The organism is Streptomyces sp. NBC_00271, from assembly GCF_036178845.1.
Classification (GTDB): domain Bacteria; phylum Actinomycetota; class Actinomycetes; order Streptomycetales; family Streptomycetaceae; genus Streptomyces.
Genome location: NZ_CP108070.1, coordinates 6236364 through 6260064, shown reverse-complemented (window position 1 = coordinate 6260064; position 23701 = coordinate 6236364). Strand labels below are relative to the sequence as shown.

Below are 23701 nucleotides of genomic sequence, written 5' to 3'. Positions count from 1 at the left end.
AGTGCATGGAGCGCATGGTCAGACCGCCTCTTCGCGGGGAGTCGGGGTCTCGCGGGGCGTGGGCTCCTCGAAGCGGTAGCCGACCCCCCAGACCGTCTGGATCAGCCGCGGTCTGCCCGGATCCTCCTCGACCTTGCCCCGCAGCCGGCGCACGTGGACCGTGACCGTCGACAGGTCGCCGAAGTCCCAGCCCCACACCTCGCGCATCAGGTCCTCGCGGCTGTACGCCCGGCCGGGATTGCGGAGGAAGAACGCGAGCAGGTCGAACTCGCGGATGGTGAGGGCGAGATCCTCGCCGTTCCTGGTGGCGCGGCGGGCGTCGGGGTCGACGGCGAGACCGGCCAGCCGGAGGGGGCGCGTGCCCGCGGCGGGGCGGCTGCGGCGCAGTACCGACTCCACCCTCAGGACCAGTTCACGGGGGCTGAAGGGCTTGGTGACGTAGTCGTCGGCGCCCACCTCCAGACCGAGGATCCGGTCGTCCTCGTCTCCGCGCGCGGTGAGCATGATGACCGGCACGGGCCCGTGGCCGCGCATCCTGCGGCACACCTCCAGGCCGTCCATCCCCGGCAGCATCAGGTCCAGCACCACCAGGTCGGGCCAGTGCGCGGCGGCCCGGGCGAGCGCGGCGGGTCCGTCCGCGGCACGGTCCACGACGTACCCGGCGCGGTCGAGGTAGCCGGAGACCACCTCGGCGACGGTGGGGTCGTCGTCGACGACGAGGACGCGGGCGCTCTGCCCGGGCCCGCCCGGGGCAGGTCCGGTACCTGCGGATTCGTACGGCTGCTGCATGGATCCAGCGTCCCACCGGCCGCACCCGCCTGCCGCGATCCCGCCGCGACGTCCGTGTTTCGTAAGGACCTGAAGTCCGATATCTCCCTTTCACGTTCGTAGGGTGAAAGCCGTGACGACCTCTCCCCAACCCGAGCCGGACAAGGCCCCGGACACGGACCCGGCGCCCGTCGACGTGGGCCTCGCCTGTCCGGTCGACGCGGTCCTCCCCAGTCCGGTCGACGTGATCCTCCCCTGTCTGAACGAGGCCGAGGCCCTCCCCTGGGTCCTCGCCCGCGTCCCCGCCGGGTGGCGCGCGCTGGTCGTGGACAACGGCTCCACGGACGGCTCGGCGGAACTGGCCCGCGGCCTCGGCGCGACCGTCGTGCGCGAGACGCGCCGCGGGTTCGGCGCCGCCTGCCACGCCGGCCTGCGAGCCGCCACCGCCGACATCGTGTGCTTCTGCGACTGCGACGCCTCGCTGGACCCGGCCCGGCTCCTGCCCTTCGTCCAAGAGGTGCAGGACGGCGAGGCCGACCTCGTGCTCGGGCGGCGCCGCCCACAGGGCCCGGGCGCCTGGCCCGCGCACGCCCGGGCGGGCAACCTCGCCCTCGCCCGGATGCTCCGCCGCCGCACCGGACTGCGCCTGCACGACCTCGGCCCCCTGCGTGCCGCCCGCCGCGAACCGCTGCTCGCCCTCGGCCTCACCGACCGCCGCAGCGGCTACCCGCTCCAGATGGTCGTGCGCGCCGCCGACGCCGGCTGGCGCGTCACCGAGCACGACGTGCCGTATCTGCCGCGCACCGGTGCCTCCAAGGTCACCGGCACCTGGCGCGGCACCTGGCAGGCGGTACGGGACATGCGCCGCGTCCTCGCCGAGCCGCCCGCGCCGTCGCGCCACGCCCACGCCGCCCTCACCCCTTCGCTCGCCTCCCCTTCCCGCGCCTCCACGGATTCCCGTTCCCAGGGAGGAACCAGCCAGTGACGACGCTTCTCGTCATCGCCAAGGAACCGCGACCCGGACGGGTCAAGACCCGCCTCACCCCGCCGTTCACGCCCCGGGAGGCGGCGCTGCTCGCCGAGGCGTCCCTCGTGGACACCCTGCGCACGGTGGCGGCGACCCCGGCACGGCGCCGGGTGCTCGTGCTCGACGGAGCGGCCGGCGACTGGCTGCCGGCCGGCTTCGACGTCGTACCGCAGTGCGCGGGCGGCCTCGACGAACGGCTGGCCGCCGCCTTCGCGGGCTGCGCCGGGCCCGCGCTGCTCATCGGCATGGACACCCCGCAGGTGACGCCCGCGCTCCTCACCGTGGACTTCGCCGGCTGCGACGCGTACTTCGGTCCGGCCGAGGACGGCGGCTTCTGGGCCCTCGGGCTCGCCGCCCCCGATCCGGAGCTTCTGCGGGGCGTGCCGATGTCGACGCCCACGACGGGCGCGGTGCAGCGGGAGCGGCTCGTCGCCGCCGGGCTGCGCGTGCGCGACCTGCCCCGCCTCCGGGACGTCGACACGGCCGCCGACGCGGAGGCGGTCGCCGCCCTCGCGCCGCCCGGCAGCCGCTTCGCCGCCGAGCTCGGACGTCTGCGGACGGCCACCGGACGATGAACACCGTGCACGGGACGACGACACCACCGGGGGTGCCCGGCCCGCGCCCCTGGTCCGCCGACCCCTACTCGGACGCCCTGGTCACCGGCCGGGGCCCGCTCTTCCTCCGGCGCACCGACGGCTGGCTGCTGCCCCTGGAGGTTGAGCGCTGGTGCGCACGGGCCGACGCGGTGGACCTGACCGTGCTGGGGCGCTGCGAGGGGACCGTGCTCGACGTGGGCTGCGGGCCGGGGCGGCTCGTCGCCGAACTCGCCGCCCGGGGGCGGCCCGCGCTCGGCATCGACGTCAGCGAGGCGGCCGTCGCGCACACCGCCCGGCTCGGCGGACAGGCCCTGCGGCGCTCCGTCTTCGAGCCGCTCCCCGGTGAGGGCCGGTGGGACACCGCGCTCCTCCTCGACGGCAATGTCGGCATCGGCGGCGACCCGGCCGCCCTGCTCCGCCGGATGGCCCAACTCCTCACCCCCGGCGGCCTGTTGATCGTCGAGACCCTCGCGGACGTGGACGTCGACGAACGGGTCAGCGTCCACATCGTCCGGGTCGCCGACCCCCGGAGCACGGCGGGGCCCGCCTTCCCGTGGGCCCGCCTCGGCACCCCGGCGCTGCTCCGGCACGCGGCACGCGCGGGCTGGCGCCGGGAGGGTCAGTGGTCGGCCGGGGGCCGCTCGTTCGTCGCCCTGCGCAACCGCGACGGACGCGACGGCCCGGACGACCTCGATGACCGCGATGACCGGGACGACCGGGACGACCGGAACAGCCGCAGTACGAGCAGCGCCGCCGACCCCGCGAACAGCACCGCGGTGATCAACAGCCAGCGGGCCAGGAAGCCGTCGCCCGAGAGCCCGGTGGCCAACCGGTAGTGCTCCGCCATCTGCCCGCTGATCAGCGGAAACCACATCAGCAGCAGAAGCGCCGAGAACGCGGCCGGGAACCGGACGTAGACCGTCCACTCACGGCGGCCGACCGTGCCGAGACCCCTCGACACGGCCCGGTCCGCCCCCGCGTACAACGGAACGAGCACCAGGTCGTGGAGGACCGCCGCGCCCACGAACCACAGCGCCACCCCGAACCAGTCCCCCGCGAGCAGCCGCACCCCGGCGTACCCGGCGAGCGCGAACGAACAGGCCAGCAGCAGGATCTGCAGCGGACTGCCCAGGACAGGCTTCCCGAACGGCCGTCGCATCACAGATCGCCACCTCGCCGGCCGTCGCATCACAGGTCGTCGCATCACAGTTCTCCGAACGTCATCCGGGCCACCCACTTGGTGTTGAGCACGCCGGGCGCCGCGGGGACGATGATCCGCGCGGGATAGCCGTGGTCGGGGGTCAGGTCCTCGCCGTTGGCGAACAGGGCCAGCAGGGAGCGCGGGTCGCGCACCTGGTTGTAGCGCAGGGCCGCGTGCCGGAAGGCCCCGTGCCGCTGCAACGACGCCACCAGCACATCGGGCGCCGTACCCTCCTCGTATCCCACGAGCGCCGCGAGGTCCCGCAGCCGCACCCCCCGCCACCACTGGTCGGAGGTCGACCAGCCCTCCACGCAGGCGATGGGCAACGGGGCGCTGTGGAGCGGGAGTTTCAGCAGCTCGTCCCGGCTCAGCCGGACCGTGCGCCCGCGCCCCTCGACGACCAGCCGCCATGTCTCCCCGGACGTCTCCCGCATGTCGATGCCGACCGCCTCGGCCGTCTTGTTGATCTGGAAGCCGCCGGGTCCGCTGCCCGGTTCGGGGCCGCCGTGCGGCACGAGTACGGCCGTCTCCCGCAGCGGCGCGTCGAAGTTGCGGCCCGCCGTCGTGGCGAACAGCACCAGCGATCCCCCGCCCACGAACCCGAGAGCACCGCGCCGCGAGACGGTGGGCGGGTCGGGATCCGGTGCCACCAACTCGTCCTCCGTTCGAGGGCGTTGATCCTCATCGCGGAGATGACGCAGATTGCGCAGCGCCATGGGCACCCGCAGCACGGCGTGTGCCACGAACGCGGCGAAGAACACCCAGGCCCCGTAGAAGTGCAGCGGATAGAAGGAGCCCGGGAAGATGTAGTCGAGCTGGACGTTCAGCACACCCGTCGTGAACTCGAACAGCGCGCCCCCGACCAGCAGGAGCAGCGAGATGCGCTCCAGCCCGTGCGCGAGCGACCGTACCGGCGGCAGCGTGAACAGCTTCGGCACGACCGACCACAGCTTCGCCAGCAGTACGGGGATCAGCGTGATCCCGAGCGTGACGTGCACGCCCTGGTTGAGGCGGTACAGCCAGGACGGGTTCGTCGGCCAGGAGAAGAGGTAGAAGCCGAGCAGCCCCTTGTCCGGGGTCATGTCGTTCACCGGTGACAGGTTCGGGTTGTAGGCGGCGTACGACACGAGACCCGTCACGAACAGCACGGTGATGCCGCCGAGCAGGACGACGCCGAGCACCGAGGTGAACCAGGGGCCGCGCAGTGGGCTGCGCCAGAACGCGGGGGAGGAGGGAGACCGTGGCATGCCCCGACCGTAGAACCGCGACACCCCCCGAACGGCTCCGCGAACCATGACGAAACTCTGACGTCCACTCCTGCGGCGGCTCCGGCGACCGGTCCGCGGCCTAGCGTGCGCATGTGAACCGCGATCTTCCCCAAGGCCTTCCCCAGGACCTTTCCCCGGGCCGTCCCCCGGAGCTCGACCGGCGCCGCGACCGCCGCCGCGATCCGCTCCTCGACCTGGCCGCCGTCCTCGCCGCCGCCCTGCTCGTCACGGCGGCCGCGCTGGTCGGCACGTCGATCGAGCGCCGCCACCACACGCTCTTCGTCCGCTGGCCTCCCCTGTTCGCCCAGTGGGAGCCGCACCTCGGCCCCGGCACCCCGGCCGCGCTCGCCGTGGCCGTCGCGGTCGTCGCGTACGGGCCGCTCCTCGCCACGCGGCTGCCGTGGCGGGCGCTGCTGTGGACGTCCTGGGGCACCGCCGCCGCCTGGACGTTCTCCCTCGCGCTGGTCGACGGGTGGCAGCGGGGGATCGCCGGGCGGCTGACGGCCACGAACGAGTACCTCACGGTCATCGACCGCTTCCACGACATCCCCGCCACCCTGCGGGACTTCACCCACCACATCGTGAGTCACTCCCCCGCCCCCTGGCCCGCGCACATCGCCGGCCACCCGCCGGGGGCCACCGTCACCTTCGTGCTCCTCGACCGGGTCGGGCTGGCCGGCGGCGGCTGGGCGGGCGTCTGGTGCGTCGTGGTCGGGGCGGCGGCGCCGGCCGCGGTCCTGGTCGCCGTACGGGCGCTGGCCGCGGAGGAGCTCGCCCGCCGCGCCGCCCCCTTCCTGGTCCTCGCCCCGGCCGCCGTGTGGGTGGGCGCCTCCGCGGACGGCTACTTCGCCGCGGTCGCCGCCTGGGCCGTCGCCCTCCTCGCCCTCGCGGTCACCGGACCCAGGCCCCGGGCGACCGGCCTCGCCGCCGGGCTTCTCCTCGGCCTCACCGCGTACCTCTCGTACGGCCTGACGCTGTTCGCCGTGATCGCCGCCGCCGTCCTGCTGCTCGGCTCCCGCCGGCTCCGCCCCCTCCCGTACGTCCTCGTCGGACTGGCCGTCGTCCCCCTCCTGTTCACGCTGCTCGGCTTCAACTGGTGGGAGGCGTACCGCCTGTTGGTCACCCGCTACTACGAAGGGGTCGGCGGCGTACGGCCGTACGGCTACTGGGTCTGGGCGAACCTCGCCTGTACGGCGCTTATCGTGGGCCCGGCGACGGTGGCGGGCCTGCGCCGATCGGTCACGACGGCCGTACGCGAAGGCCCCCGCGCCCTCCGCAGCCCGCACACCCTCTCCCCCGAGCCCCGCCTCGCCCTCCTCGCGCTCGCCGCGCTGCTCGCCCTCCTGGCCGCCGACCTCTCCGGCATGAGCAAGGCGGAGACGGAACGGATCTGGCTGCCGTTCGCGATGTGGCTCCTGCCGACCTGCGCGTTCCTGCCCCGCCCCCGCGCCTGGCTCACCGCCCAGGCCACCCTGGCCCTGCTCCTCAACCACCTACTGCTGACCGGCTGGTGACACCAGGAGCGCGGACCGAGCGGACGGAATGACCCTGGAGGCGAACCTCGCCGATCTGCGACGACACGCGGACGACTTCGCTCGAGGCCGTCACGGCCTGGCTGACCGCCGACTGGCCCCTCGACACCTTCATCTACCGGCCCCGCCCCCGTCGACTCCCCTGACAGCCGAACGGCGGCGGGCCGGGGCGGTCGGTGGCACAGCGGGGGAAAGGCGCTGTTCAGTGCCGTACCGGGGAGGGAACGGGGGGCGCGGCGGGGGCGTGGGGCGGGTTGCGGCGGGGGGTCGTGGATCTCACGGTGGGCCCAAGCAGAAGCAGCCGTCGAAAGGACCACGTATGCGTGCCCACATATCCCGCTCCCTCGTATCCCGATCCGGCACATCCCGATCCCGCGGAATCCTCCTGCCGCCTCTGGTCGGCGCCGCGCCGGTCCCCGGCCCGGTCGGCAGGGCCGACCACGACGCCGTGTTCCACCCGCTGCTGGAGGTACTGTCCGCCGTCGCCGAACGGGGCGGCCGTCTCGACGCGGCCGAGGCCGCCGGTTTCACGCGCGCCCTGGAGACGGCGAATGCGTCTGTCGAACGGCGACTGAAGGAACGGGCCTCCGCCACCTCTGCCACCTCCGCCACCTCCGCCGCCCCCGATCGGGCCGGGGTCGCGGTCGCCGATCCGGTGGCGGTCGCCGATCCGGTCGCGGATCTCCTCGCCCAGCTCCAGTCGACGGTCGACGGGCTGGTCAAGGCCCTGACGGGGGCGCTGGGCACGGTGACCGGTCTGCTGTCGCCGGTGGTCGGGGTGGTCACGGGGCTCCTCGGCGGCGGACTGTCCGGGCTTCCGGACCTGCCCACCGCGGGAAGTCCGGCGACACCCTCGCGCTGACCAGCGCCCCGGGGCCGGAGGGACGTCAGCGGGCGAGGGACTTGACGTCGCCCATGACGATCACCGGGTGCTGGGCGGGATCCAGCGTGCGCATCAGTTCCCTCATGTGCTCCTGCGCCAGGCTCACACAGCCGTGCGTGGGGCCCCCGTGGTCGACGTGCAGCCAGATGCCGCCGCCCTTGCCCGCGCCGAGCGGGCGGGTCCAGTCGAGGGGTGAAGTGCCCGGCACGTGGTTGTAGTTGATCGCGACGACGTAGTCGAAGGAGCCGGCCAGCGACTCCCCCTCGAAGCCCGTGCCGGCGATGGTGAACCCGACCGACCGGTCGTAGGGCAGCTTGGTACCGGGGTCGGGCCGGAGTCCGCCCGCGTCGGTGAGGCCGAACACGCCGATGGGCGAGCGGAGATCACCGGCGTGATGGTCGTCCGCCCAGCCCTTGAGGGCGTTGTGGGCCGGCCAGGTCGCTCCCCGCTCCCAGCCCGCGCCCGTACGCCGGTACAGCGCCACCTGTGACACCGGGGAGTCCTTGCCCCGGCCGGTGACCAGGACGACCTGCCGCGCGTTCCCGGGTATCCCGGCCAGCGTCGTGGGGCCGACGCCCGGCAGCCGCGCCGGTACGACCGGCGCGACGGACTCCGCGCTGTCCGGTGCGGGCCGCCCGGGTCTGGCCTGTGTCGTGCCGGGGGCGCCGGTCGACTCCCGGGCACCGCCGGTCGATTCGGCGGGGGCGCCCCCGCATCCGGCGAGCGTGACGGACAGGACCAGAGCCCCGGCGGCGATCAACGGCGCACGGAGACGCCGTCGGGGGGAGGCCGGGCGACGGGCGAAGGAAGCCATGATCGTCAGCCTGGGGGTGACTTGTGAGGAACTGGTCAGCTCCGCTCAGCGGGGTGAGCCCGAAGCGAGCACGAATGTGCCCGGAATGGGCGTTTTGAGAAGGCAAAAGCCCTTGCTCACCTCCCCCGGGTAGGGTGGCGGAAATGGAGATCCGCCAAGCGACGGCCGGCGCCGCCCTGCCGGAACCCGTACGGGAGGCCGTGAACACACCGGCTCCACCGCCGCCGCCGGCCGAGGCCGGGGCACTGGGCGACGCCGACTGAACCGCCCGAAGGCCACTCGATCCACCGGCCCCGCACGCCCACTGCCGCCCGTCGCCCCCGCACCCCCGCACCCCCGCAACAGGAAAGAACATGCCCCTTCCTCACCCCGCCACCGCCACCGCGACCACCCCCGCCACCACCCCCCTGGCCGTCACCGCGCCCGTGCCCCCGGAGGGAGCGGCCGCCGACATCCGGCTCATCGTCACCGACATGGACGGCACGCTCCTGGACGACGCCAAGCGCATACCCGACGGTTTGTGGTCGCTGCTGGCCGAGCTGCGCCGACGGGACGTGCTCTTCTGCCCGGCGAGCGGCCGTCAGTACGCCACCCTGGCCAAGGAGTTCGCCGACGCGGGGCAGGGCATGGTGTTCATCGCCGAGAACGGCACATACGTCGTACGGGACGGCGTGGAGCTCAGCTCCGACCCGCTGGACCCGTCCGTCGCCGCGCGGATCGTCACCACGACGCGGGGGCTGCGGGCCGAGGGCGTGGACGTCGGCGCGGTGGTCTGCGGCAAGCGGTCCGCCTACGTCGAACGGACCGACGAAGCGTTCCTGGCCGAGGCCAGGCAGTACTACACCCGGCTCCAGTGCGTGCCCGACGCGACCGCCGTCGACGACGAGATCCTCAAGGTCGCCCTCTTCGACTTCGGACCGGTGGAGCGGACCACCGCCCCGGCCCTGCGGCCCTTCTCCTCGACCCACCAGGTCGTCGTCTCCGGCGAGCACTGGGTCGACATCATGAACGTCACCGCCGACAAGGGCGCCGCCGTACGCCGTCTCCAGGACGACCTGGGCATCACACCCGCCCAGACGATGGTGTTCGGCGACTACCTCAACGACCTCGAAATGCTCGACACCGCCGAGTGGTCCTTCGCCATGGCCAACGCCCACCCCGCCATCATCGACCGGGCCCGCCACCTCGCCCCGTCCAACAACGACAACGGCGTCCTGCGCACGATCACCCGCCTGCTCCACCTGCCCCCCATGTGACCGCGACCGATCAGCCCTCCACCACCCGCCGCGCACCGACCTCGCTCGGGTACTCGCGGACGGTGAACGCGGCGAGGACCCAACCGACGGCGTACGCGAGAAGGGCCGGCAGGACGGGTGCCGCGATCAGGAAGAGGATGCGGCCGGCAAGGGCCAGCCCCGTGGAACGGCGGGTCTGGTCACGTTTGCGGCCGCGGGCCTCGCCGGGGGTCGGCGGGTCCAGGAGGTCCCTGCGGTGGCCCCTGCGCTGCACCACCCACCCCCAGACCAAGGCCACACAGGAGGCGGCCACCTGCGCCCAGTCCCACACCGTGCGCACGCCTGACGGCAGGCCGCCGCGGAACGACTGGTAGAGCACGAGCGCGATGTAGCAGGCGAAGGCCAGCACGGCGAACCACAGGACGGCCCCGGAGGCACGACGCAGCCAGTAGCGCGCACCACGCTCGTACCAGGTGGTGCCGAGCCCCGGCAGCGCCGGGATGCGGGCGGGAGTTCCGGAGGCCGGGGCTTCAGAAGAGGCTCTTGATGCCATGCCAGACGTCATCCTTCAGTCGTACGAAATCGTGCCCGGTCTCCGTGAAGACATGGCCGGTGCCGTGCAGCACCCCGCCGACGACGCCGTGGTCGTGGATGTCCTCGCTCCAGTGCTCGTGGAAGGCGTGGTCGATGACCCCGGTCGCGCCGACCACCACCGCGCCGCCGACCCCGGCCACCACGATCGCGGGTGCCTCGAAGGGCGCGGCCGCCACCAGGCCCGCCGTGATGGCCGTACCGGCCGCCAGGCCGGCCAGGTTGGCGCCGCCGTCGACCGTGACGGAGTGCTGCCAGGACCAGCCCTTGTCGTGGTCGTCGGAGGCTTCGAGAATCCCGCAGGCACCGGCCGCGGCGACGTCCAGGACCGGGACCTCCTTGAGGAAGTCGGGCAGCTTGTCGACGCTCTCGCCCGCGCGCAGCGCCGCCGCGGCGTCGGTCAGCTTGACGTTCAGGGCCCGGTCGTAGGGGAGCCTGGTGCTGCCGTGGTCGGCGCGGGCGATGTCCTCTTCCAGCGAGTCGACCTTCGTCATCGCGTCGCGGTAGGCGCTCTTGGCGGGGAGGTCCTTGGGCAGTGCGCGGCCTGCCTTCTGGAAGGCCTTGCGCTCGGCGCGGAGTTCCTTCTTGGCCGCCTGTTCCTCGGCCTTGGCGTCGTCGAGTTCGGTGCGGGCCTTGGCGCCACCGACCCGGGCGTCCTCGGCGTCATAGGCGTACAGGCCGCGCAGGTAGTCGGCAAGGGTGATCTTGTCACCCGGTGACACCGACGCGGTGACCTGGGCGTACAACCCCCGCAACTTGTCCGCCGCGACCAACCTCGCGTGCTGCGCCGTATGCAGTATCTCCGTGCGCACCTTGTCGTACTCGCCGAACGCCGAGATCGTCCGCTGTTCGTCGGCGCTCGGCGGATCGGACGTGACGAACTGGAGCGGGGCGCCCTGGGCGCCCATGGGTACGCCCTTCTTCACGGCGATGTGCTCGGCGTTCTGCAGGGCGGTCTCGCAGGCGGACAGCGCGCCGACGAGGGTGTCGAGAATGTCGCCCGCGTCGTGGACGAGGCCCGCGAAGGCGCCCGCCGTGAGGGCGTCCTCGCTCCAGGCGGCGCGGAAGGTCTCGGCCGCGTCGCCCTTCCAGTTCGCGTCGCCGACCAGCTCCTCGACCGCGCTGCTGAGCGGATGGACTACGTCCTCGAGCTTCTTCTTGGCGTTCTTGTACGTCTCGGCCATCGTGCGCAGTCCACCGATGTCGCCGCCGACCCAGCTGTCGCTCATCAGCCGTCCCCCACCATCAGGTCCTCGAACAGACCGTGTACGTCGATGTCGTGCCGCTGGAACGAGTCGCGGGCGTACGTCACCTTGTCGCCGTGGTCGTCCAGCCGGTCGGCGAAGCCGGTGTGCAGGGCGACGATGAGGTCGGCGACCTCCTTGATGGCGTGGTCGAGGCCGCTGTCACCGCCGCTGACGACGGGCGGGGCCACCTGGTCGTGCAGGTTCCGGTAGTGGGTGGCCTCGCCGTGGAAGGTCTTGGACATCGAGGTGAGGTCGCTCAGGACCGCCTTGAAGTCGGGCGGCATCAGCGCACCTCCCGTGCGTAGGCGGCCAGATCGTCCGGCAGCCAGTTGTGGTGTCCGGGCGCGACGCGCGGGTCGACGCGGACGGTGACGCCGTGCTCGCGCACTCCCTCGGCGAGCGGCCCGATCGACGTGGCGACCCACGGCTGGGCCTCACCGAGCGCGGCCACCAGCCGGGCCGGCGTGGTGAAGGCGAAGGCCACGGTCCCGTCCGTGGGGTGCTCGAACAGTTCGTAGGCGATGAAGGGCACGCGGGTGGGGCGGCCGGAGGCGTCCAGCGCGTCGACGTAGCGCGGATGGGCCGGGACGAGCACGGGGGTGTGGTAGGCCGGAACGCCGGGCTTCGGGGCCTGCCGTCCCTCGGCGTCCGGCCGTACGGGCGGCTCCGCCTCGGCGTAGTCGAGCAGCCGCGAACGACGCGGCTCCGGGTTCGACGGACGAGGTTCCAGGGCCGAGGAACCGGCCTCGGCCGACGGCTCGGCCGGCCCGGTCTCGGCGTAGTCGGAAATGTGCGACCGTATCGGCGCCCCCACCGCCGTCACCCCTTCACTCTTCACCGTGGGCGTGGTTCAACCCGGACGTTTTGGCGCGCTCACCCTAACGACCGGCCCCGAGGGCAAATCCCGCTATGTCAGGCTGCCGAGCCGTGTACATGCCGAGTGCATGCCTACTGCATACCGACCACATACCGACCACATGCTCAACCGATACGGCCGCTGTGACCCAGCTCTCATCTCCGCCGTGCAGCAGACGAGGGGGCTGCCCCGTCGTGGAGGGGTGACAGGAAGGGAGGAGCGTGTGGATCTGGCAACCGAGTGGAAGCTGGGCGCCGAGCGCGGCGGGACCGAGTCGCTGGACATGGACTTTCCCGCTTTCGTCGCCGCCCGGTCGGCCGCCCTGTTCCGTGGCGCCCTCGTCTTGACGGGAAACCGCGAAGCCGCGGAGGACCTGCTCCAGGAGACCCTGGAACGGACCTGCCGCAAGTGGCGCACGATCGCCGCCAAGGACGCCCCCGACGCCTATGTGCGGCGGATCATGGTGAACCTGGCGAACGACCGTTGGCGAAGATTCCGCCGCACGACCCCGCACTCCGACAGCGACGGCGACCGGGCCGCTCCGGGGGACGAGTTCGGGCAGATAGACAGCAGGGACCAGCTCGTTCGCGCCCTTCAGCAGCTGCCGATGCGGATGCGCACGGTCGTGGTCCTGCGGTACTTCCACGATCTGTCGGATGCGGAGATCGCGGCCGATCTGAAGATCTCGGCAAGTACCGTACGGTCCCAGCTCGCTCGTGGGATCGAGAAGCTGAGAAGCCAGTTCCCCGCGCTCCCCGGCCCTTCACCGCAGCGGCCCACGGAAGGAAACCGATGACTTCACACGATGCACGGCCTTCCAGCCGCACCGGTTACACACCCTTCGAAGAGGAACTGGTGAACGCCATGAACGCATTCGCGAACTCCGCCGACGCGCCGACCGTCGACACCGTCGGCATCGTGCGCAAGACCCGCCGCAAGCGCGTCACGGCCATCGTGGGTCTCGGCGCCGCCCTGATCGTGGCCGGCGGCGGCACCGCCCTGGCCACCGCCGTCTCCAACGGTTCGGAGGCCTCGAGGCCCGCCGCCGCGACCACCGCGACCGACGACGCCACCACCGTTCTGGTCAACGGCAGCACAATAAAGCGCGAGTTCGCGGGCCTCGACCTGGACTTCGCCAAGCAGTTGCTGATGAAGTCCCAGCTCAAGCTCGGCACGGTCGGCAAGGTGGACTGCGGCAAGAACGGCAAGCCGGGCTCGGTCCACTCGGTCGACCCGCACAGCCCGAAGACCGTGTCCATCGGCGCCACCATCAACCTGACCCTCTGCGCCGGCTGATCCAAGGCACCTCAACCGCCCCGCCCCGGTCGTCGCGAGCTCCGACGACCGGGGCGGACGACAGAGACGACAGAGACGACAGAGGAGTGTGCCGAAGTGTCATGAACGGTCGGGACCGTGTCAGGTCACCGCCAACCCTCTGGCCCGTCGCCCTCCCCCCGCGTTCGATGGAACGCGGATACCCGTGTCGACGTACGCCGAGGGGTGAGCGAGCGATGGGCGAGGGAGAGCGGCGGCGGGTCGTCGTGGGGGTGAGCGGTTCGCCGGGGAGTCTGGCGGCGCTGCACCGGGGCGCGTTCGAGGCACGCCGCACCGGCGCCGTGCTGCTGGCCGTGGGTGCCTGGGAACCGCCGCGCGGCGCGCTCGCCCACCCGAGTTCGATGCTCGCGCCGCCGATGACCGAGTTCCGGCAGATGGCGGACGACCGGCTGCTCACCGCCCTCGCCACGGCCTTCGGCACCGACGGGCCCGGGGTGCCGTGCCGGGGGCTGGTCGTGTGGGACCGGCCGGGACGCGCCCTGGTGCGGACCGCCGACCGGCTCGGCGACCTCCTGGTGATCGGCGGCGGGCGACGCGGCCGGATGCGCCGGGCGCTGTTCCCGTCCGTCGCGCGCTACTGCCTCGCGCACGCCGCCTGCCCGGTGCTGGCCGTACCGCGCTCACCGCTGCACCGCGAACTCGCCTCCGTACGCCGCCGGGTCAGCCTGCGCCTGCCGCTCGACGCCAGCGAACTGACGGACGGCAGGTCCTGAACCACTGCCCCGACCCGCCGCCGTCCCGATCCGGCCGTCCGGGCTCAGCCGACCCGGAAGCCCGCCGAGACCGTGTCGAAGACCGGGCGGAAGGTGTCCCACTTGAGGTCCGGAGCCGAGAGGTAGATGTCGTACTCCCGGCCGCCCTCCTGCCCGAAGCCCAGGTCGATGGCGCGGAACGCCCGGACCCGGCCCTTGAAGGTGAACTCCCACACGGCCGCGGGCTTCTCCTGGAACGTGGTGCGCTGCATGCGCAGTTTCCGGTACGAGTCGGGGTAGTTGAGCTTGGTGTTCGCCTCGATGTTCGTGAAGTGCGACTCGGGGTTCGCGCCCGCCGGCTCGACCATGCCGATCGTGAGGCCCACGAGACCGGTCTCGTCGGCGTAGGTGACCTGTTCGGAGCTCGCCTTGCCGCGCTTCCAGCCGTCCGGGACCGGGAAGGAGACGCCCAGCTTCTTCTCCGTGACCAGGTGATAGCCCGCGGGAACGGCCGGGGGCGCGGAGGTGGCAGCGGCGGCTTTGTGGTGGGTGCCACCGCTCTTGCCGTCCCGGGTCATGGACCACCCGCCCGCCACCGTCGCGGCCGCCAGCACCACCGCCACCGCACTCCACACGGCCACCCGGCGCCCACGAGCCCGGGGCGGTGCGTCTTCCCGCGCCGGTGCCACCGTCGTCGCGGTCGCCGGAGACTGCGACGACGCCGGTATCGGTGCCGGTATCGGTACCGGGCGTGTGGGCGTCAGCTGCGTCGGTACCCCCGACACCACTTCCCTCAGCACCCGCTCCACCTCCTCCGCCGACGGCCGCTCCTGCGGTTCCTTCGCGAGCAGCGCGTCGATGAGAGGTTCCAGCGGCCCGGCCTGCTTCATGGGGTCGACCGGGTCGACGGCGATGGCGTACGCCGTCTCCACGGCCGTGGCCTTGCGGAACGGGGGCCGCCCCTCGACGGACTGGTAGAGGGTCGCCCCGAGCGCCCACAGGTCCGCGGCGGGTCCGGGCTTCTTGCCCCGCATCCGCTCGGGCGCGATGTAGTCGATCGAGCCGATGATCTCGCCGGTCTTGGTCAGCGTCGAGGTGCCGGTCGCCATGGCGATGCCGAAGTCGGTGAGGACGACGCGGCCGTCGGCGCCGAGCAGGACGTTGCCCGGCTTGACGTCACGGTGCAGCACCCCGGCGGCGTGCGCGGCCCGCAGCGCGGCGACCATGCCGAGGCCGATCCGGGCGGCCTCGGTGGGCGGCACCGCGCCGCCGTCCGTGAGCAGGGCGGCGAGGGTCGTGGAGTGCACGTACTCCATGACGATGCAGGGCAACCCCTCGTCGTCCACCACGTCGTGCACGACGACCACGTGGCGATGGGCGATACGGGCGGCGCTGCGCGCCTCGCGGCGGGTGCGCTCGTGGAGGGTGGCGAGCTCGTCGTCGGTCAGGTGCCGCTGGACATGCAGCCGCTTGACCGCGACCTCCCGGCTGAGGACCTCGTCCTCGGCACGCCACACCGTGCCCATGCCGCCACGGCCGATCTGTTCGATCAGCCGGTAGCGCCCGGCGACCAGCCGCCCCTCGTCCGCCACCGCGTGCCCCTTGCCGTTCCTTCCGGAGCGCTCGCTCCGGACCGGTTCGAACCATTCCGCGTTCGATTCGTGTCGACACCATAGTCGGCGCAGGTTGCGGGGCAGTCTCAGCCGTCGTCCCGCTCGTCAGGGGCCGCGAGGACGAGTTGGGTCAGCGGAGTCGGGTCGCCCGTGTCCAGGGTGACCCGGTAGAGGCCGGGCGCGGGCACGGTGACACGGGCCGCGAGGTGGTCGTCGTCGCCGTACAGCCGGGCGGGTCCGGCGAAGGCCCCGCCGACCTCCTCGACCGCGCAGTCCAGCCCCGCGGGACTGTCGACGCCGCGCACCCGGACCGTCCAGGGCGTGCCCGGCGCGACGAGGTCCGGGACCTCGATGCCGACCCGTGCCCCGGCCTGCGGGGGACCTAGGTGCTCGTCCTCCTCCAGGAACGAGGTCACCGCCTCCAACGCGGCCTCCCCCTGGGCCAGCGCACCGTGCTGCAGCGCGAGGGGCACGATGGCGCGGTTCGAGGGAGAGGTGGCGGACTCCTTGTGTACGGTGCCGTCGCCACCCACGTCGAAGCGGCGCGGGGCGCCGGTCTCGTCGCGCATCAGCTCGCCGTCGCTGTGCTCGCGGTAGCAGTGCTCGGAGGCGGTCACCACGCCTTGACTGAGGGTCAGGGACTGGAAGGTGGGCTGGCTGATGCCCACCAGCGCCCGGTGCCCGGGCAGCGCCCGCCCGCGCAGGGTGTCGTGCAGGGTCTGGGAGTCGACGGCCAGATCCTTGTCGCCACCCAGGTCGGCGATGTCCGTGGGGCTGAGCCGGCGGATGTTCAGGCCCTCGTCGAGACAGGGGAACGTCGGAAGCAGGTCGTGCAGGCCCGGCATGGTGTATGCGAGCCTCCTGAGCCTGCCGTGCGGCAGCGGAACCGGCGCGCCCTGCCCGGTGTTGAGGATCGCGGCGGCGGCCACCGCCCCCTGGAAGGGCGTACCGAGGGTGATCACCCCACGGGTGTCCGCTGCGAGGTCGCCGTCGGGGCCGTCGGTGAGAGCGGCGAGGGTGAGCAGTCCGCCCATGGAGTGCGCGACGAAGACGAGCCGGCCCTCCCGTTCGTCGACCCGGTGCTTGCGGGCGAGCGCGTGTGCGGGGTGCCGCCGCCACCGCTCCAGGTGTTCGCGCGCCGCCTCGGCGAGGAACCGGGCGTTCGTGGCGACGGACAGCCGCCAGTCGTAGGCGAAGGGCAGCACGGCCTCCGGGTCGGCCACGCTCCGGGTGACGGTCGCGACCAGGTCGTTGTAGGGCTCGATGCCGCGCAGGAACGGGCTCCAGGCGGGGGTGCGCAGCAGGCGCCGGGCCCGGATGCGGCCGAGGCGGCCCTCGCGTTCGTCGGACGTGAGGCGCAGGGCGCGTAAGCCCCGGGGCGCCGTCCAGGCCTTCAGCAGCCATCCGGCGTTCGCGAGGCCCCAGACGACGTCGCCGGACTCGGTGTCGTACAACTCGCTCCCCATGATGCCGGGAACGACGACGACGGCGTCCTGCGTCGTGTTCGGGGAGAGGCCGGGGAGGCTGTAGGGCCGCTCGTCCATGCGGCGGCCTGCGGTATTGGGCTGCGACGGCTCGGTCATGGCGGGAAGAATAGAGAGCATGCGAGGGCGGGCGGGCGGGCTTGTCAGGATCGGGGAGCCGGGGGACGCCGGCGATACGGGGCAGGCCACGGCGGGCCGAGCGTCGGTGAACACCGTGGAGGAGGACTCCGCGCGGCGCACCCTGTTGACCCTCGCCGTCCGTGACTACGGCGACGGGGACGCGGAGTTCACCGCCGGCATCGACGAGCAGCTCTCGGTCGTGGCCGACTGGTGGTGCGCCCCGGGAGCGCCGGAGCCCTTCACCCACGTGCCCGCGCCGGAGCTGCGCGAGCGCTACGACGTGGAGCGCTTCCTGCACGAGAGCAAGGTGCGCGAGACGCGCGGCCGCGCCCTGGTCGTCTTCATCACGGGACACGGCCAACTGGGCGCCTCCCGCACCCACTTCCTCCAGTTGCCGAGGACCGAACCCCGGCGCCAGCTGGCCACGGCCATCCGCACCAGCGAGATCGTCGCCGCCGCCCTCGACTCCCGCGCCGAACACGTCCTGGTCGTCATCAACACCTGCTACGCGGCCGGGATCGCCGAGGAGCTGGAGAAGCTGCACCAGGAGATCCTGCCGAGCCGGCGCACCGGCGGCAGCCTGGACGTCGTCGCCACCTGCGCCCACGACCAGCTGGTCCAGGTACGGCAGTTCCCCTCGGTGATGCGCCGTGTGCTGGAGCGGCTGCGCACCACCGCCCAGATCACCACGCCCTGGCTGAGCGTCGCCCATCTGATGACGGAGTTCGAGAGCGAACTCGGCACCGACACCGAGCGGCGCAAGCACCGGCTCAAGCGGGTCCTGGACGGCGGCGGCCAGACCGCCCTGACGCCCTGTCTGCCGAACCCCGGCTACCGTCCCGTACGGGAACTCGTGGGGCCCGCGCGCCGCCAGGTCGCCACCCCCGCCGACGAGGTCGACCACTGGCTCGACCGCGCCAGCGGCCGCCCCCAGGAGACCGACCCCGGCTGGTACTTCAGCGGTCGCGAGGGACTGGGCCGCGCCGTCACCGCGTTCCTCGGCCGTCCCCGCGGTGTCCTGCTGCTGACCGGAACCGCCGGGAGCGGCAAGTCGGCCGTGCTGGCGCGAGCCGTGACGCTCAGCGACCCGCTGTTCCGCGACGACCCGCGCTACGGTCGCGCGCTGCGCTCGGCCGCGCCCGAGACCGTCCCGCCCGAGGGCTCCGTCACCGCCGCGGTACTGGCCCGCCACCGCACCGCCTCCGACGTGCTCGGCGACCTGCTGCGCGCCCTGGAACTGCCACCGCGCCCGGCCGGGCCGACCGACGACCCGGTGGAACTGCGCCGCGCCCAGCTGCTGGCCCATCTGGACGAGCCGGGCGACCCGGTCACCCTCGTCCTCGACGGCCTGGACGAGTCCGTCGAACCCTTCCGCGTGGTCAGGGACGTCCTCGCCCCGCTCACCGCCCACTGCGGCCCCGCCCCCGCCCTGCCCGGCCAGCGCCGTCCGGAGCGGCAGCGGTCCCTGCGGCTGCTGATCGGCGTACGCAGCAGCCGTCCCCGTGCGGACCGCGCCGCCCCTCCCGGCCCCGCGGGGCGGGAGGCGGGGCTGCTCGGCGCGCTCCGGGAGGTCTTTCCCACGGCGTCCGTGCTGCGTACCGACGAGACGGACAGCGAGAGCGACATCGCCGACTACGTCCAGGCGCTGGTCGGCGCCGAGACGTCCGGCGGCGACAGCACCCGGCATGCGGCCGAGACCGTCGCCAAGCGGGTCTGGCCGTCGTTCCTGGACGCCCGGCTGGCCGGCGAGCAGCTGCACCACGCGTCCGACCCCGACGCGCTGGCGGGCAACCCCGACTGGCTCGACCTGCTCCAGGCGGGCACCGTCGGTCTGCTCCGGCGCGATCTGGCGCTCGTCGAGGACGAGGGGCTGCCCGCGGAGGTCGCCCTCGCGCTGCTGCGGGCCGCCGCGTTCGCGCTGGGCGCGGGCATCCCCTGGGCGGACGTGTGGCCTGCCGTCGCGGGGGCGCTGCTCGGCCGGCCGGTCGAGGAGCCGGACCGGATGATCGAGAACCTGCTGAAGAGCAGGCTCGCCGGATATCTGGCCCACGACGACGAGGACGACCGGCTGGTGTACCGGCCGGCCCACGAAGCCCTGGCCGAGCTCCTGCGGGATCCCCGCCAGGACCTGCTGGCCGGCCTCGGGGGCGACGCCGTATGAGCGACGCGGACGGCCCGTACCGCGCGCCCCGTCCGGGCCGCTCCGACACGGGCGACTCGAAGACATGGGCCGACGACTCGAAGGCGTGGGCCGATACGAAGGACGCGCACCGGCTCATCGCCGAGGCGCTGGCCCGGCTCGTCGCCGCGGACCCGACGATCCCGCCCCACCCGTATCTCAGCCGCCACCTGGCCCAGCACGCGGCCCGGGGCGAGGTCCTCGACGACGCCCATGTACCGCTCGCCGTACTGCCCTGGGAGTCCAGCGCGAACGTGCGCACACTGCTGCGGCAGAGCGACGCGGTGAGCGCCGCGCGACGCCAGGAGTGGCTGGAGGCGTGGGCCCGCATCGAGCCCTTCATCGGCGGCGCCGGTCCGCACTCCCGGCTGACGAGTCTGCACCTGGCCCATCACGCGGCGACCCGCCCCCGCACCCCGCTCGACCCGTCCACCGCGCGGGTGTCCGGCTCGCGCGTCACCCCGCTGTGGAGCGACTGGACGGCGCAGGACAACGTACTGGCCGTCTCCGAGACCCGCCTCGAATCGCTGACCCGCACCACGACCACCGACGGCCGCTCCCTGCTGGTCAGCGGCGACAACCACGGCACGATCCGCATGTGGGAGCCGCACGGCGTACCGGCGATGGCGCCGCTGCACACGTACGGCGGCGCGGTCCAGCATCTGCTGCCGCTCCCGGGCGATCTGCTGCTCTCCGCGGGCACCGACGGTTCGGTGCGCGTCTGGCACCTCACCCGGGGCCAGCTGCTCGCCGAACCCGTCCATCGCCCCGGCACCTGGGTCAGCGCCCTCACCCTCTTCGCGGCGAAGGGCGCCCCGGAGGTCGTCCTCGTCGCCCACAGCGACGGCCGTCTCGGCGCGCTGGATCCCGTCACCTTCCGGCCCGTCGACACCCCGCTGCCCTCCCTGGATCCCGCGCCGGCCCTGCTGAGCGGGGTCTCTCTGGGCGGGGCGGAGGGGATGGCGCTGGCCGTGGCCCAGGGCCGGCGGGTGCGCGTCTGGGATCCGCGGCGGGCCGACGGGTACACGCACGAGCACGAGCACGAGGGGGCGGTGCGGGCCCTGGTGGACCTCGCGGCGCCGGGGCGGTACGCGCTCTGCGACGACTCGGGGTACATCGGTTTCCGGGACGCCTCGACGGGCCGGGAGACGGCCGTCGCGCCCGCTCCGCCCGCGGGGCCCGTCGTCGCCCTGACCGCCCTGACCGTGGCGGGCCGGGCGGCGGTGGCGTCCGGGGGCAGCGACCACACCCTGCGGGTCTGGGACGCGCGGACGGGCGCGGCGATCGGCGGCCCGCTGGAAGGGCACACCGCTCCTCCCGTGGCTCTGACCACCCTGCCGGGCACCTCGCGGGAACTCTTCGCCCCGGCCGGGCAGGAACTCCTCGTCTCGGCCGGCGCGGACCACACCCTGCGGCGCTGGAAGCCGGGCGGCCCGGGCGTCGGCGCCGGGCGCGCGGTCCGGCGGCCCGTCACCGCGGCGGCGCTGTCCGGTCCGGGGCCCACCGCCGGGGCGCCGCTGATCGCCGTGGCCGACGAGTCCGGTACGGCGCTGTGGGACACCGGGACCGGCCGCCCGGTCCCCCTCCCGACGGGCCACGCCACGGTGACCGCCTTCGCCTCGGCGCTCGTCCGGGGCGAACCCCTGCTGGTGACCGCGCACAGCGACGCCGGGGTCCAGCTGTGGTCCCTGGACCGGGGCGCCCACGCCGCCCCCGCACGGCTGGCCGGGCTCCTCGGCCACAGCCTGCCGGTGCGGTCGATGGCCGCCTTCCCGCACGACGGGCGGACCCTGCTGGTCACCGGGGGCGCCGACGGCACCGTACGCCTCTGGGACCTCGACCGGGTGTGTGCGCTGGCCTGCCGGGAGGACCATCTGCTCAGCGTCCGGGACGTCGCCGTGCTCGACACGGCGCAGGGTCCGCGGATCGTCTCGGCGGGCACCGACGGGACCGTCCGGCTCTGGGATCCGGTCACACTGCGGCCCGTGGGAGCGCCGCTCCACTGCGAGCAGCGGATCGTCAACGCCGTCGCCGCCGTGCCCGTCGACGAGCCGGACGGTGCCGTCCTCGTCGCGTCCGGCGGGGAGGACGGCACGATCCGGCTCTGGGATCCCGGCACCGGGCGGCCGGTCGGGCGCCGGCTGGACATCGGCGACGGGCCGGTGGCCGCGCTGGCGTTCTTCCGGACCGCGGCCGGCCGCCCCTGCCTCGCGGCGACGGGCCCCGGCGGGACCATCCACCTGTGGGACACCGACACCGGCTCGCACCTGCTGCGGATCGTGACGGGCAGCCCGCTCGGGGCCCTCGACGTGCTCGACGCCCGGCAGCCGGGCGGCCCGCACCTCGCGCACCCCGTCCTCCTCGCGGCCGGAGTCGCTGGCGTATGCGTGTTCGGCATCCGAATGGAGGGGCGCTGATCCGGCGCCCACCGGACCGCCGAATATGGACGTGCGCCTCCCGTGTGCCCCAGCGCCCCCCTCTCGCGCCCCCGCCACGGCGTGGAAGCGGTCATCCCGGGGCGCGCGCTACGGGAGAATGATCGCCCGCATGTTCCGGCGGAACATACGGGCGAGAGACACGTACGGGCACAGGAACGTACGCGCACGGGAACGTACGGGCACGGGAACCTGCGGGACACAGGGACGCGCGCCTCGTGCGGACCGCGCGGACCGCGCGGCGCCTTCCGCACGGCACGCGGGCCGCGCGGGCCACCCGAGCCCGGGACCCTCGGCCCGCCGGGCGGCGCCCCGGCAGTGCGGCAGCGGCCGCAGACCATCGGCTCAGCAGCGAGGACCAGGATGAACAACAGCCCTTCGGCGGTGACCACAGCCCACTTACCGTCACCGTCCCTCGTCCCCGCTCCGGAACGCGGAGTGTGGCGGCTGGGCAAGAGGGACCACCCCAAGGAGTACAACCGGCTCGAACCCGAGACCAGTCAGGGCTCCAGCGCGGGCCGCTTCAGCCTCGCCACCTACGGAATGCTGTACTGCGCCAGCGATCCGGCCGGCTGTTACGCCGAGGCGCTCGCGCCCTTCCGCGTCCATCCCAAGCTGCGCGGGCTCATCGGCCACGAGTGGGACGAGCGGCCCAGCCACATGAGGCTCGGCCACCTGGCCTCGGGCTGGCGCGAGGACCACATCCTGGTCCGGCTCGAACCCGCCAAGGACGCCCAGTTCCTCGACGTCGACGCCGAGGCCACCCGGGCCGTCCTCGCGCGCGAACTCCAGGGCGAGCTGGCGGCGTGGGACATCGAGCCCCCGCTCACCGACCTGCACATCCACGGGCGCGACCGCAGGCTCGCCCGGCAGATCGCGGCCTGGACGGTCGCCCAGCGCAACGAAGCCGGCCACCGGCTGGCCCAGGGCATCGCCTACCGCTCCGGATACGGCGGCCGCACCTGCTGGGCCATCTTCCACGACGTCGATCTCGTCGAGGCCGAGCGGCGCCCCATCCAGCCGGAGTCCCCCGAACTGCGCGCGGTCGCGGCGGAGTACGGCCTGCGAATCTTCTGAACGGGGCCTTCGGGTCCGCCGAACGGCGCCCGCGCCCCGGGCGTTCGGCCGCACCCGCGTCGCCCGATCGAGCGGTGCTCCGTCCCGCACCCACCGGCGGCACCGGAGAAAATCCCTGGTCAAACCCCTCACGCCACTTTCGAGGGGGGATTTCACAGGGGATTGAAGGGGGGAAAACGGTGGAGTGAGAGACCCTCGCACGGGTAGACTTCCCTCAACACAACTGAGGAGACGCCATGTTGACACCCCGTCTGTCGCCCCTCGCGCCATCCCGCGTCTTACCCGTTTCATGACCGCCAGGAAGCGAGGAATCATGCAGCCACTGCGAGAGCCCGCGGCCAAGACGGTCACCACGAGCGTCACCGACAAGGTCACCGAGACCACCGCGCACGCCAACACGGTCCAGAAGTCGATCGCCGACATAGCGCGCTTCCTCCAGGACAACTTCGGGCAGAAGCTCACCGCGTTCATCGCCGGTATCGAGGACCCGAAGCAGGTCGGCAAGTGGTCCAGCGCCCAGAACAGCCCGAGAATCGACTCCGAGCTGCGCCTGCGGGCGGCCTACCAGGTGTTCCAGATCATCGAGCTCCAGGAGAACTGCCACACGGCACGCGCCTGGATGATCGGCATGAATCCGCAGCTGGAGGACGACTCACCGCTGCAGGCCATCGCCGAGGACCGGCACAAGGACGTCATGGCGGCGGCCCGCTCGTACGTCAAGGGCGATCTCTGACGCGGCCCAAGGGCT

General features: G+C 73.3%; 22 protein-coding genes. 13 read left to right on the top strand and 9 right to left on the bottom strand.

Annotated features, from left to right (window positions below):
• Positions 1-18: 18 nt before the first annotated feature.
• Positions 19-789, bottom strand: a complete 771-nt coding sequence (locus OG798_RS28560; protein WP_121415544.1) for a response regulator transcription factor — start codon at positions 787-789, stop codon at positions 19-21.
• Between the two features lie 175 nt (positions 790-964).
• Here OG798_RS28560 and OG798_RS28555 point away from each other — a divergent pair, with 175 nt between their 5' ends.
• The 3 genes from OG798_RS28555 to OG798_RS28545 are packed head-to-tail and all read left to right on the top strand — an operon-like array spanning position 965 to position 3227.
• Positions 965-1753, top strand: a complete 789-nt coding sequence (locus OG798_RS28555; RefSeq protein ID WP_257039663.1) for a glycosyltransferase family 2 protein — start codon at positions 965-967, stop codon at positions 1751-1753.
• Positions 1750-2370, top strand: coding sequence for a TIGR04282 family arsenosugar biosynthesis glycosyltransferase (locus OG798_RS28550; RefSeq protein WP_075031714.1), 621 nt, complete (start codon positions 1750-1752; stop codon positions 2368-2370). Before OG798_RS28555 ends, OG798_RS28550 begins: the two co-directional genes overlap by 4 nt.
• Complete coding sequence (locus OG798_RS28545; RefSeq protein WP_443053863.1) at positions 2367-3227, top strand: class I SAM-dependent methyltransferase; 861 nt, start codon at positions 2367-2369, stop codon at positions 3225-3227. Before OG798_RS28550 ends, OG798_RS28545 begins: the two co-directional genes overlap by 4 nt.
• A gap of 367 nt (positions 3228-3594) precedes the next feature.
• Here the strand turns inward: OG798_RS28545 and OG798_RS28540 are convergent, their stop codons facing one another.
• Positions 3595-4839, bottom strand: a complete 1245-nt coding sequence (locus OG798_RS28540) for a molybdopterin-dependent oxidoreductase (RefSeq protein WP_328757894.1) — start codon at positions 4837-4839, stop codon at positions 3595-3597.
• Positions 4840-4952: 113 nt separating this feature from the next.
• Here OG798_RS28540 and OG798_RS28535 point away from each other — a divergent pair, with 113 nt between their 5' ends.
• Both OG798_RS28535 and OG798_RS28530 read left to right on the top strand, forming a co-directional pair.
• The gene (locus OG798_RS28535; RefSeq protein ID WP_413253567.1) at positions 4953-6374 is read left to right on the top strand and encodes a hypothetical protein; all 1422 of its coding nucleotides are present in this window, start codon (positions 4953-4955) and stop codon (positions 6372-6374) included.
• A gap of 337 nt (positions 6375-6711) precedes the next feature.
• Positions 6712-7254 carry a hypothetical protein gene (locus OG798_RS28530; RefSeq protein ID WP_121418390.1) on the top strand — a complete coding sequence of 181 codons (543 nt, stop codon included), beginning with the start codon at positions 6712-6714 and terminating at the stop codon, positions 7252-7254.
• A gap of 25 nt (positions 7255-7279) precedes the next feature.
• On the opposite strand, the gene OG798_RS28525 is transcribed toward OG798_RS28530, so the two are convergent.
• Positions 7280-8089 carry a L,D-transpeptidase family protein gene (locus tag OG798_RS28525; protein WP_121415546.1) on the bottom strand — a complete coding sequence of 270 codons (810 nt, stop codon included), beginning with the start codon at positions 8087-8089 and terminating at the stop codon, positions 7280-7282.
• A 353-nt stretch (positions 8090-8442) separates the two neighbouring features.
• On the opposite strand from OG798_RS28525, the gene OG798_RS28520 reads away from it, so the two are divergent.
• Positions 8443-9345, top strand: a complete 903-nt coding sequence (locus OG798_RS28520; protein ID WP_097225303.1) for a Cof-type HAD-IIB family hydrolase — start codon at positions 8443-8445, stop codon at positions 9343-9345.
• Between the two features lie 10 nt (positions 9346-9355).
• On the opposite strand, the gene OG798_RS28515 is transcribed toward OG798_RS28520, so the two are convergent.
• Genes OG798_RS28515 through OG798_RS28500 form a run of 4 tightly spaced genes read right to left on the bottom strand, consistent with a single transcriptional unit; the run spans position 9356 to position 11976 of the window.
• On the bottom strand, positions 9356-9877 hold the full coding sequence (locus OG798_RS28515; RefSeq protein ID WP_267062388.1) for a hypothetical protein: 522 nt from the start codon (positions 9875-9877) through the stop codon (positions 9356-9358).
• Positions 9855-11144, bottom strand: coding sequence for a WXG100 family type VII secretion target (locus OG798_RS28510; protein ID WP_267062387.1), 1290 nt, complete (start codon positions 11142-11144; stop codon positions 9855-9857). Before OG798_RS28510 ends, OG798_RS28515 begins: the two co-directional genes overlap by 23 nt.
• Positions 11144-11446: a DUF6317 family protein gene (locus OG798_RS28505; protein WP_267062386.1), complete on the bottom strand. Its 303-nt coding sequence runs from the start codon at positions 11444-11446 to the stop codon at positions 11144-11146. The genes OG798_RS28510 and OG798_RS28505 overlap by 1 nt, the downstream gene beginning before the upstream one ends.
• Complete coding sequence (locus OG798_RS28500) at positions 11446-11976, bottom strand: SAV_915 family protein (protein ID WP_267062385.1); 531 nt, start codon at positions 11974-11976, stop codon at positions 11446-11448. The genes OG798_RS28505 and OG798_RS28500 overlap by 1 nt, the downstream gene beginning before the upstream one ends.
• Before the next feature lie 265 nt (positions 11977-12241).
• Here OG798_RS28500 and OG798_RS28495 point away from each other — a divergent pair, with 265 nt between their 5' ends.
• From OG798_RS28495 to OG798_RS28485, 3 genes are all read left to right on the top strand, one after another.
• On the top strand, positions 12242-12814 hold the full coding sequence (locus tag OG798_RS28495; protein WP_267062384.1) for a SigE family RNA polymerase sigma factor: 573 nt from the start codon (positions 12242-12244) through the stop codon (positions 12812-12814).
• 68 nt (positions 12815-12882) lie between these two features.
• Complete coding sequence (locus tag OG798_RS28490; RefSeq protein WP_267062383.1) at positions 12883-13314, top strand: hypothetical protein; 432 nt, start codon at positions 12883-12885, stop codon at positions 13312-13314.
• Positions 13315-13529: 215 nt separating this feature from the next.
• Positions 13530-14066, top strand: a complete 537-nt coding sequence (locus OG798_RS28485) for a universal stress protein (protein ID WP_267062382.1) — start codon at positions 13530-13532, stop codon at positions 14064-14066.
• Between the two features lie 44 nt (positions 14067-14110).
• On the opposite strand, the gene OG798_RS28480 is transcribed toward OG798_RS28485, so the two are convergent.
• Positions 14111-15637, bottom strand: coding sequence for a serine/threonine-protein kinase (locus tag OG798_RS28480; protein WP_095853569.1), 1527 nt, complete (start codon positions 15635-15637; stop codon positions 14111-14113).
• 107 nt (positions 15638-15744) lie between these two features.
• Complete coding sequence (locus tag OG798_RS28475) at positions 15745-17241, bottom strand: esterase/lipase family protein (RefSeq protein WP_443053862.1); 1497 nt, start codon at positions 17239-17241, stop codon at positions 15745-15747.
• A 19-nt stretch (positions 17242-17260) separates the two neighbouring features.
• Between OG798_RS28475 and OG798_RS28470 the strand changes: the two genes are divergently transcribed.
• The 4 genes from OG798_RS28470 to OG798_RS28455 all read left to right on the top strand — a co-directional run bounded on the left by OG798_RS28470 (position 17261) and on the right by OG798_RS28455 (position 23686).
• Positions 17261-19423: an ATP-binding protein gene (locus tag OG798_RS28470; RefSeq protein ID WP_328757893.1), complete on the top strand. Its 2163-nt coding sequence runs from the start codon at positions 17261-17263 to the stop codon at positions 19421-19423.
• A complete protein-coding gene (locus OG798_RS28465) occupies positions 19420-21858 on the top strand; it encodes a WD40 repeat domain-containing protein (RefSeq protein ID WP_328757892.1) in 2439 nt (812 codons plus the stop codon). Before OG798_RS28470 ends, OG798_RS28465 begins: the two co-directional genes overlap by 4 nt.
• A 381-nt stretch (positions 21859-22239) precedes the next feature.
• Positions 22240-22953: an RES domain-containing protein gene (locus OG798_RS28460; RefSeq protein WP_095853572.1), complete on the top strand. Its 714-nt coding sequence runs from the start codon at positions 22240-22242 to the stop codon at positions 22951-22953.
• Between the two features lie 313 nt (positions 22954-23266).
• Positions 23267-23686 carry an XRE family transcriptional regulator gene (locus tag OG798_RS28455; RefSeq protein WP_095853573.1) on the top strand — a complete coding sequence of 140 codons (420 nt, stop codon included), beginning with the start codon at positions 23267-23269 and terminating at the stop codon, positions 23684-23686.
• The last annotated feature ends 15 nt before the right edge of the window (positions 23687-23701 follow it).

Bases quoted from the DNA above. Each gene is read 5' to 3' on its own strand.
- OG798_RS28455 (WP_095853573.1), top strand. From the start codon at position 23,267: ATGCAGCCACTGCGAGAGCCCGCGGCCAAGACGGTCACCACGAGCGTC.
- OG798_RS28460 (WP_095853572.1), top strand. From the start codon at position 22,240: ATGAACAACAGCCCTTCGGCGGTGACCACAGCCCACTTACCGTCACCG.
- OG798_RS28490 (WP_267062383.1), top strand. From the start codon at position 12,883: ATGAACGCATTCGCGAACTCCGCCGACGCGCCGACCGTCGACACCGTC.
- OG798_RS28510 (WP_267062387.1), bottom strand. From the start codon at position 11,144: ATGAGCGACAGCTGGGTCGGCGGCGACATCGGTGGACTGCGCACGATG.
- OG798_RS28505 (WP_267062386.1), bottom strand. From the start codon at position 11,446: ATGCCGCCCGACTTCAAGGCGGTCCTGAGCGACCTCACCTCGATGTCC.
- OG798_RS28545 (WP_443053863.1), top strand. From the start codon at position 2,367: ATGAACACCGTGCACGGGACGACGACACCACCGGGGGTGCCCGGCCCG.
- OG798_RS28520 (WP_097225303.1), top strand. From the start codon at position 8,443: ATGCCCCTTCCTCACCCCGCCACCGCCACCGCGACCACCCCCGCCACC.
- OG798_RS28540 (WP_328757894.1), bottom strand. From the start codon at position 4,839: ATGCCACGGTCTCCCTCCTCCCCCGCGTTCTGGCGCAGCCCACTGCGC.
- OG798_RS28525 (WP_121415546.1), bottom strand. From the start codon at position 8,089: ATGGCTTCCTTCGCCCGTCGCCCGGCCTCCCCCCGACGGCGTCTCCGT.
- OG798_RS28530 (WP_121418390.1), top strand. From the start codon at position 6,712: ATGCGTGCCCACATATCCCGCTCCCTCGTATCCCGATCCGGCACATCC.
- OG798_RS28515 (WP_267062388.1), bottom strand. From the start codon at position 9,877: ATGGCATCAAGAGCCTCTTCTGAAGCCCCGGCCTCCGGAACTCCCGCC.
- OG798_RS28475 (WP_443053862.1), bottom strand. From the start codon at position 17,241: ATGACCGAGCCGTCGCAGCCCAATACCGCAGGCCGCCGCATGGACGAG.
- OG798_RS28470 (WP_328757893.1), top strand. From the start codon at position 17,261: ATGCGAGGGCGGGCGGGCGGGCTTGTCAGGATCGGGGAGCCGGGGGAC.
- OG798_RS28485 (WP_267062382.1), top strand. From the start codon at position 13,530: ATGGGCGAGGGAGAGCGGCGGCGGGTCGTCGTGGGGGTGAGCGGTTCG.
- OG798_RS28560 (WP_121415544.1), bottom strand. From the start codon at position 789: ATGCAGCAGCCGTACGAATCCGCAGGTACCGGACCTGCCCCGGGCGGG.
- OG798_RS28465 (WP_328757892.1), top strand. From the start codon at position 19,420: ATGAGCGACGCGGACGGCCCGTACCGCGCGCCCCGTCCGGGCCGCTCC.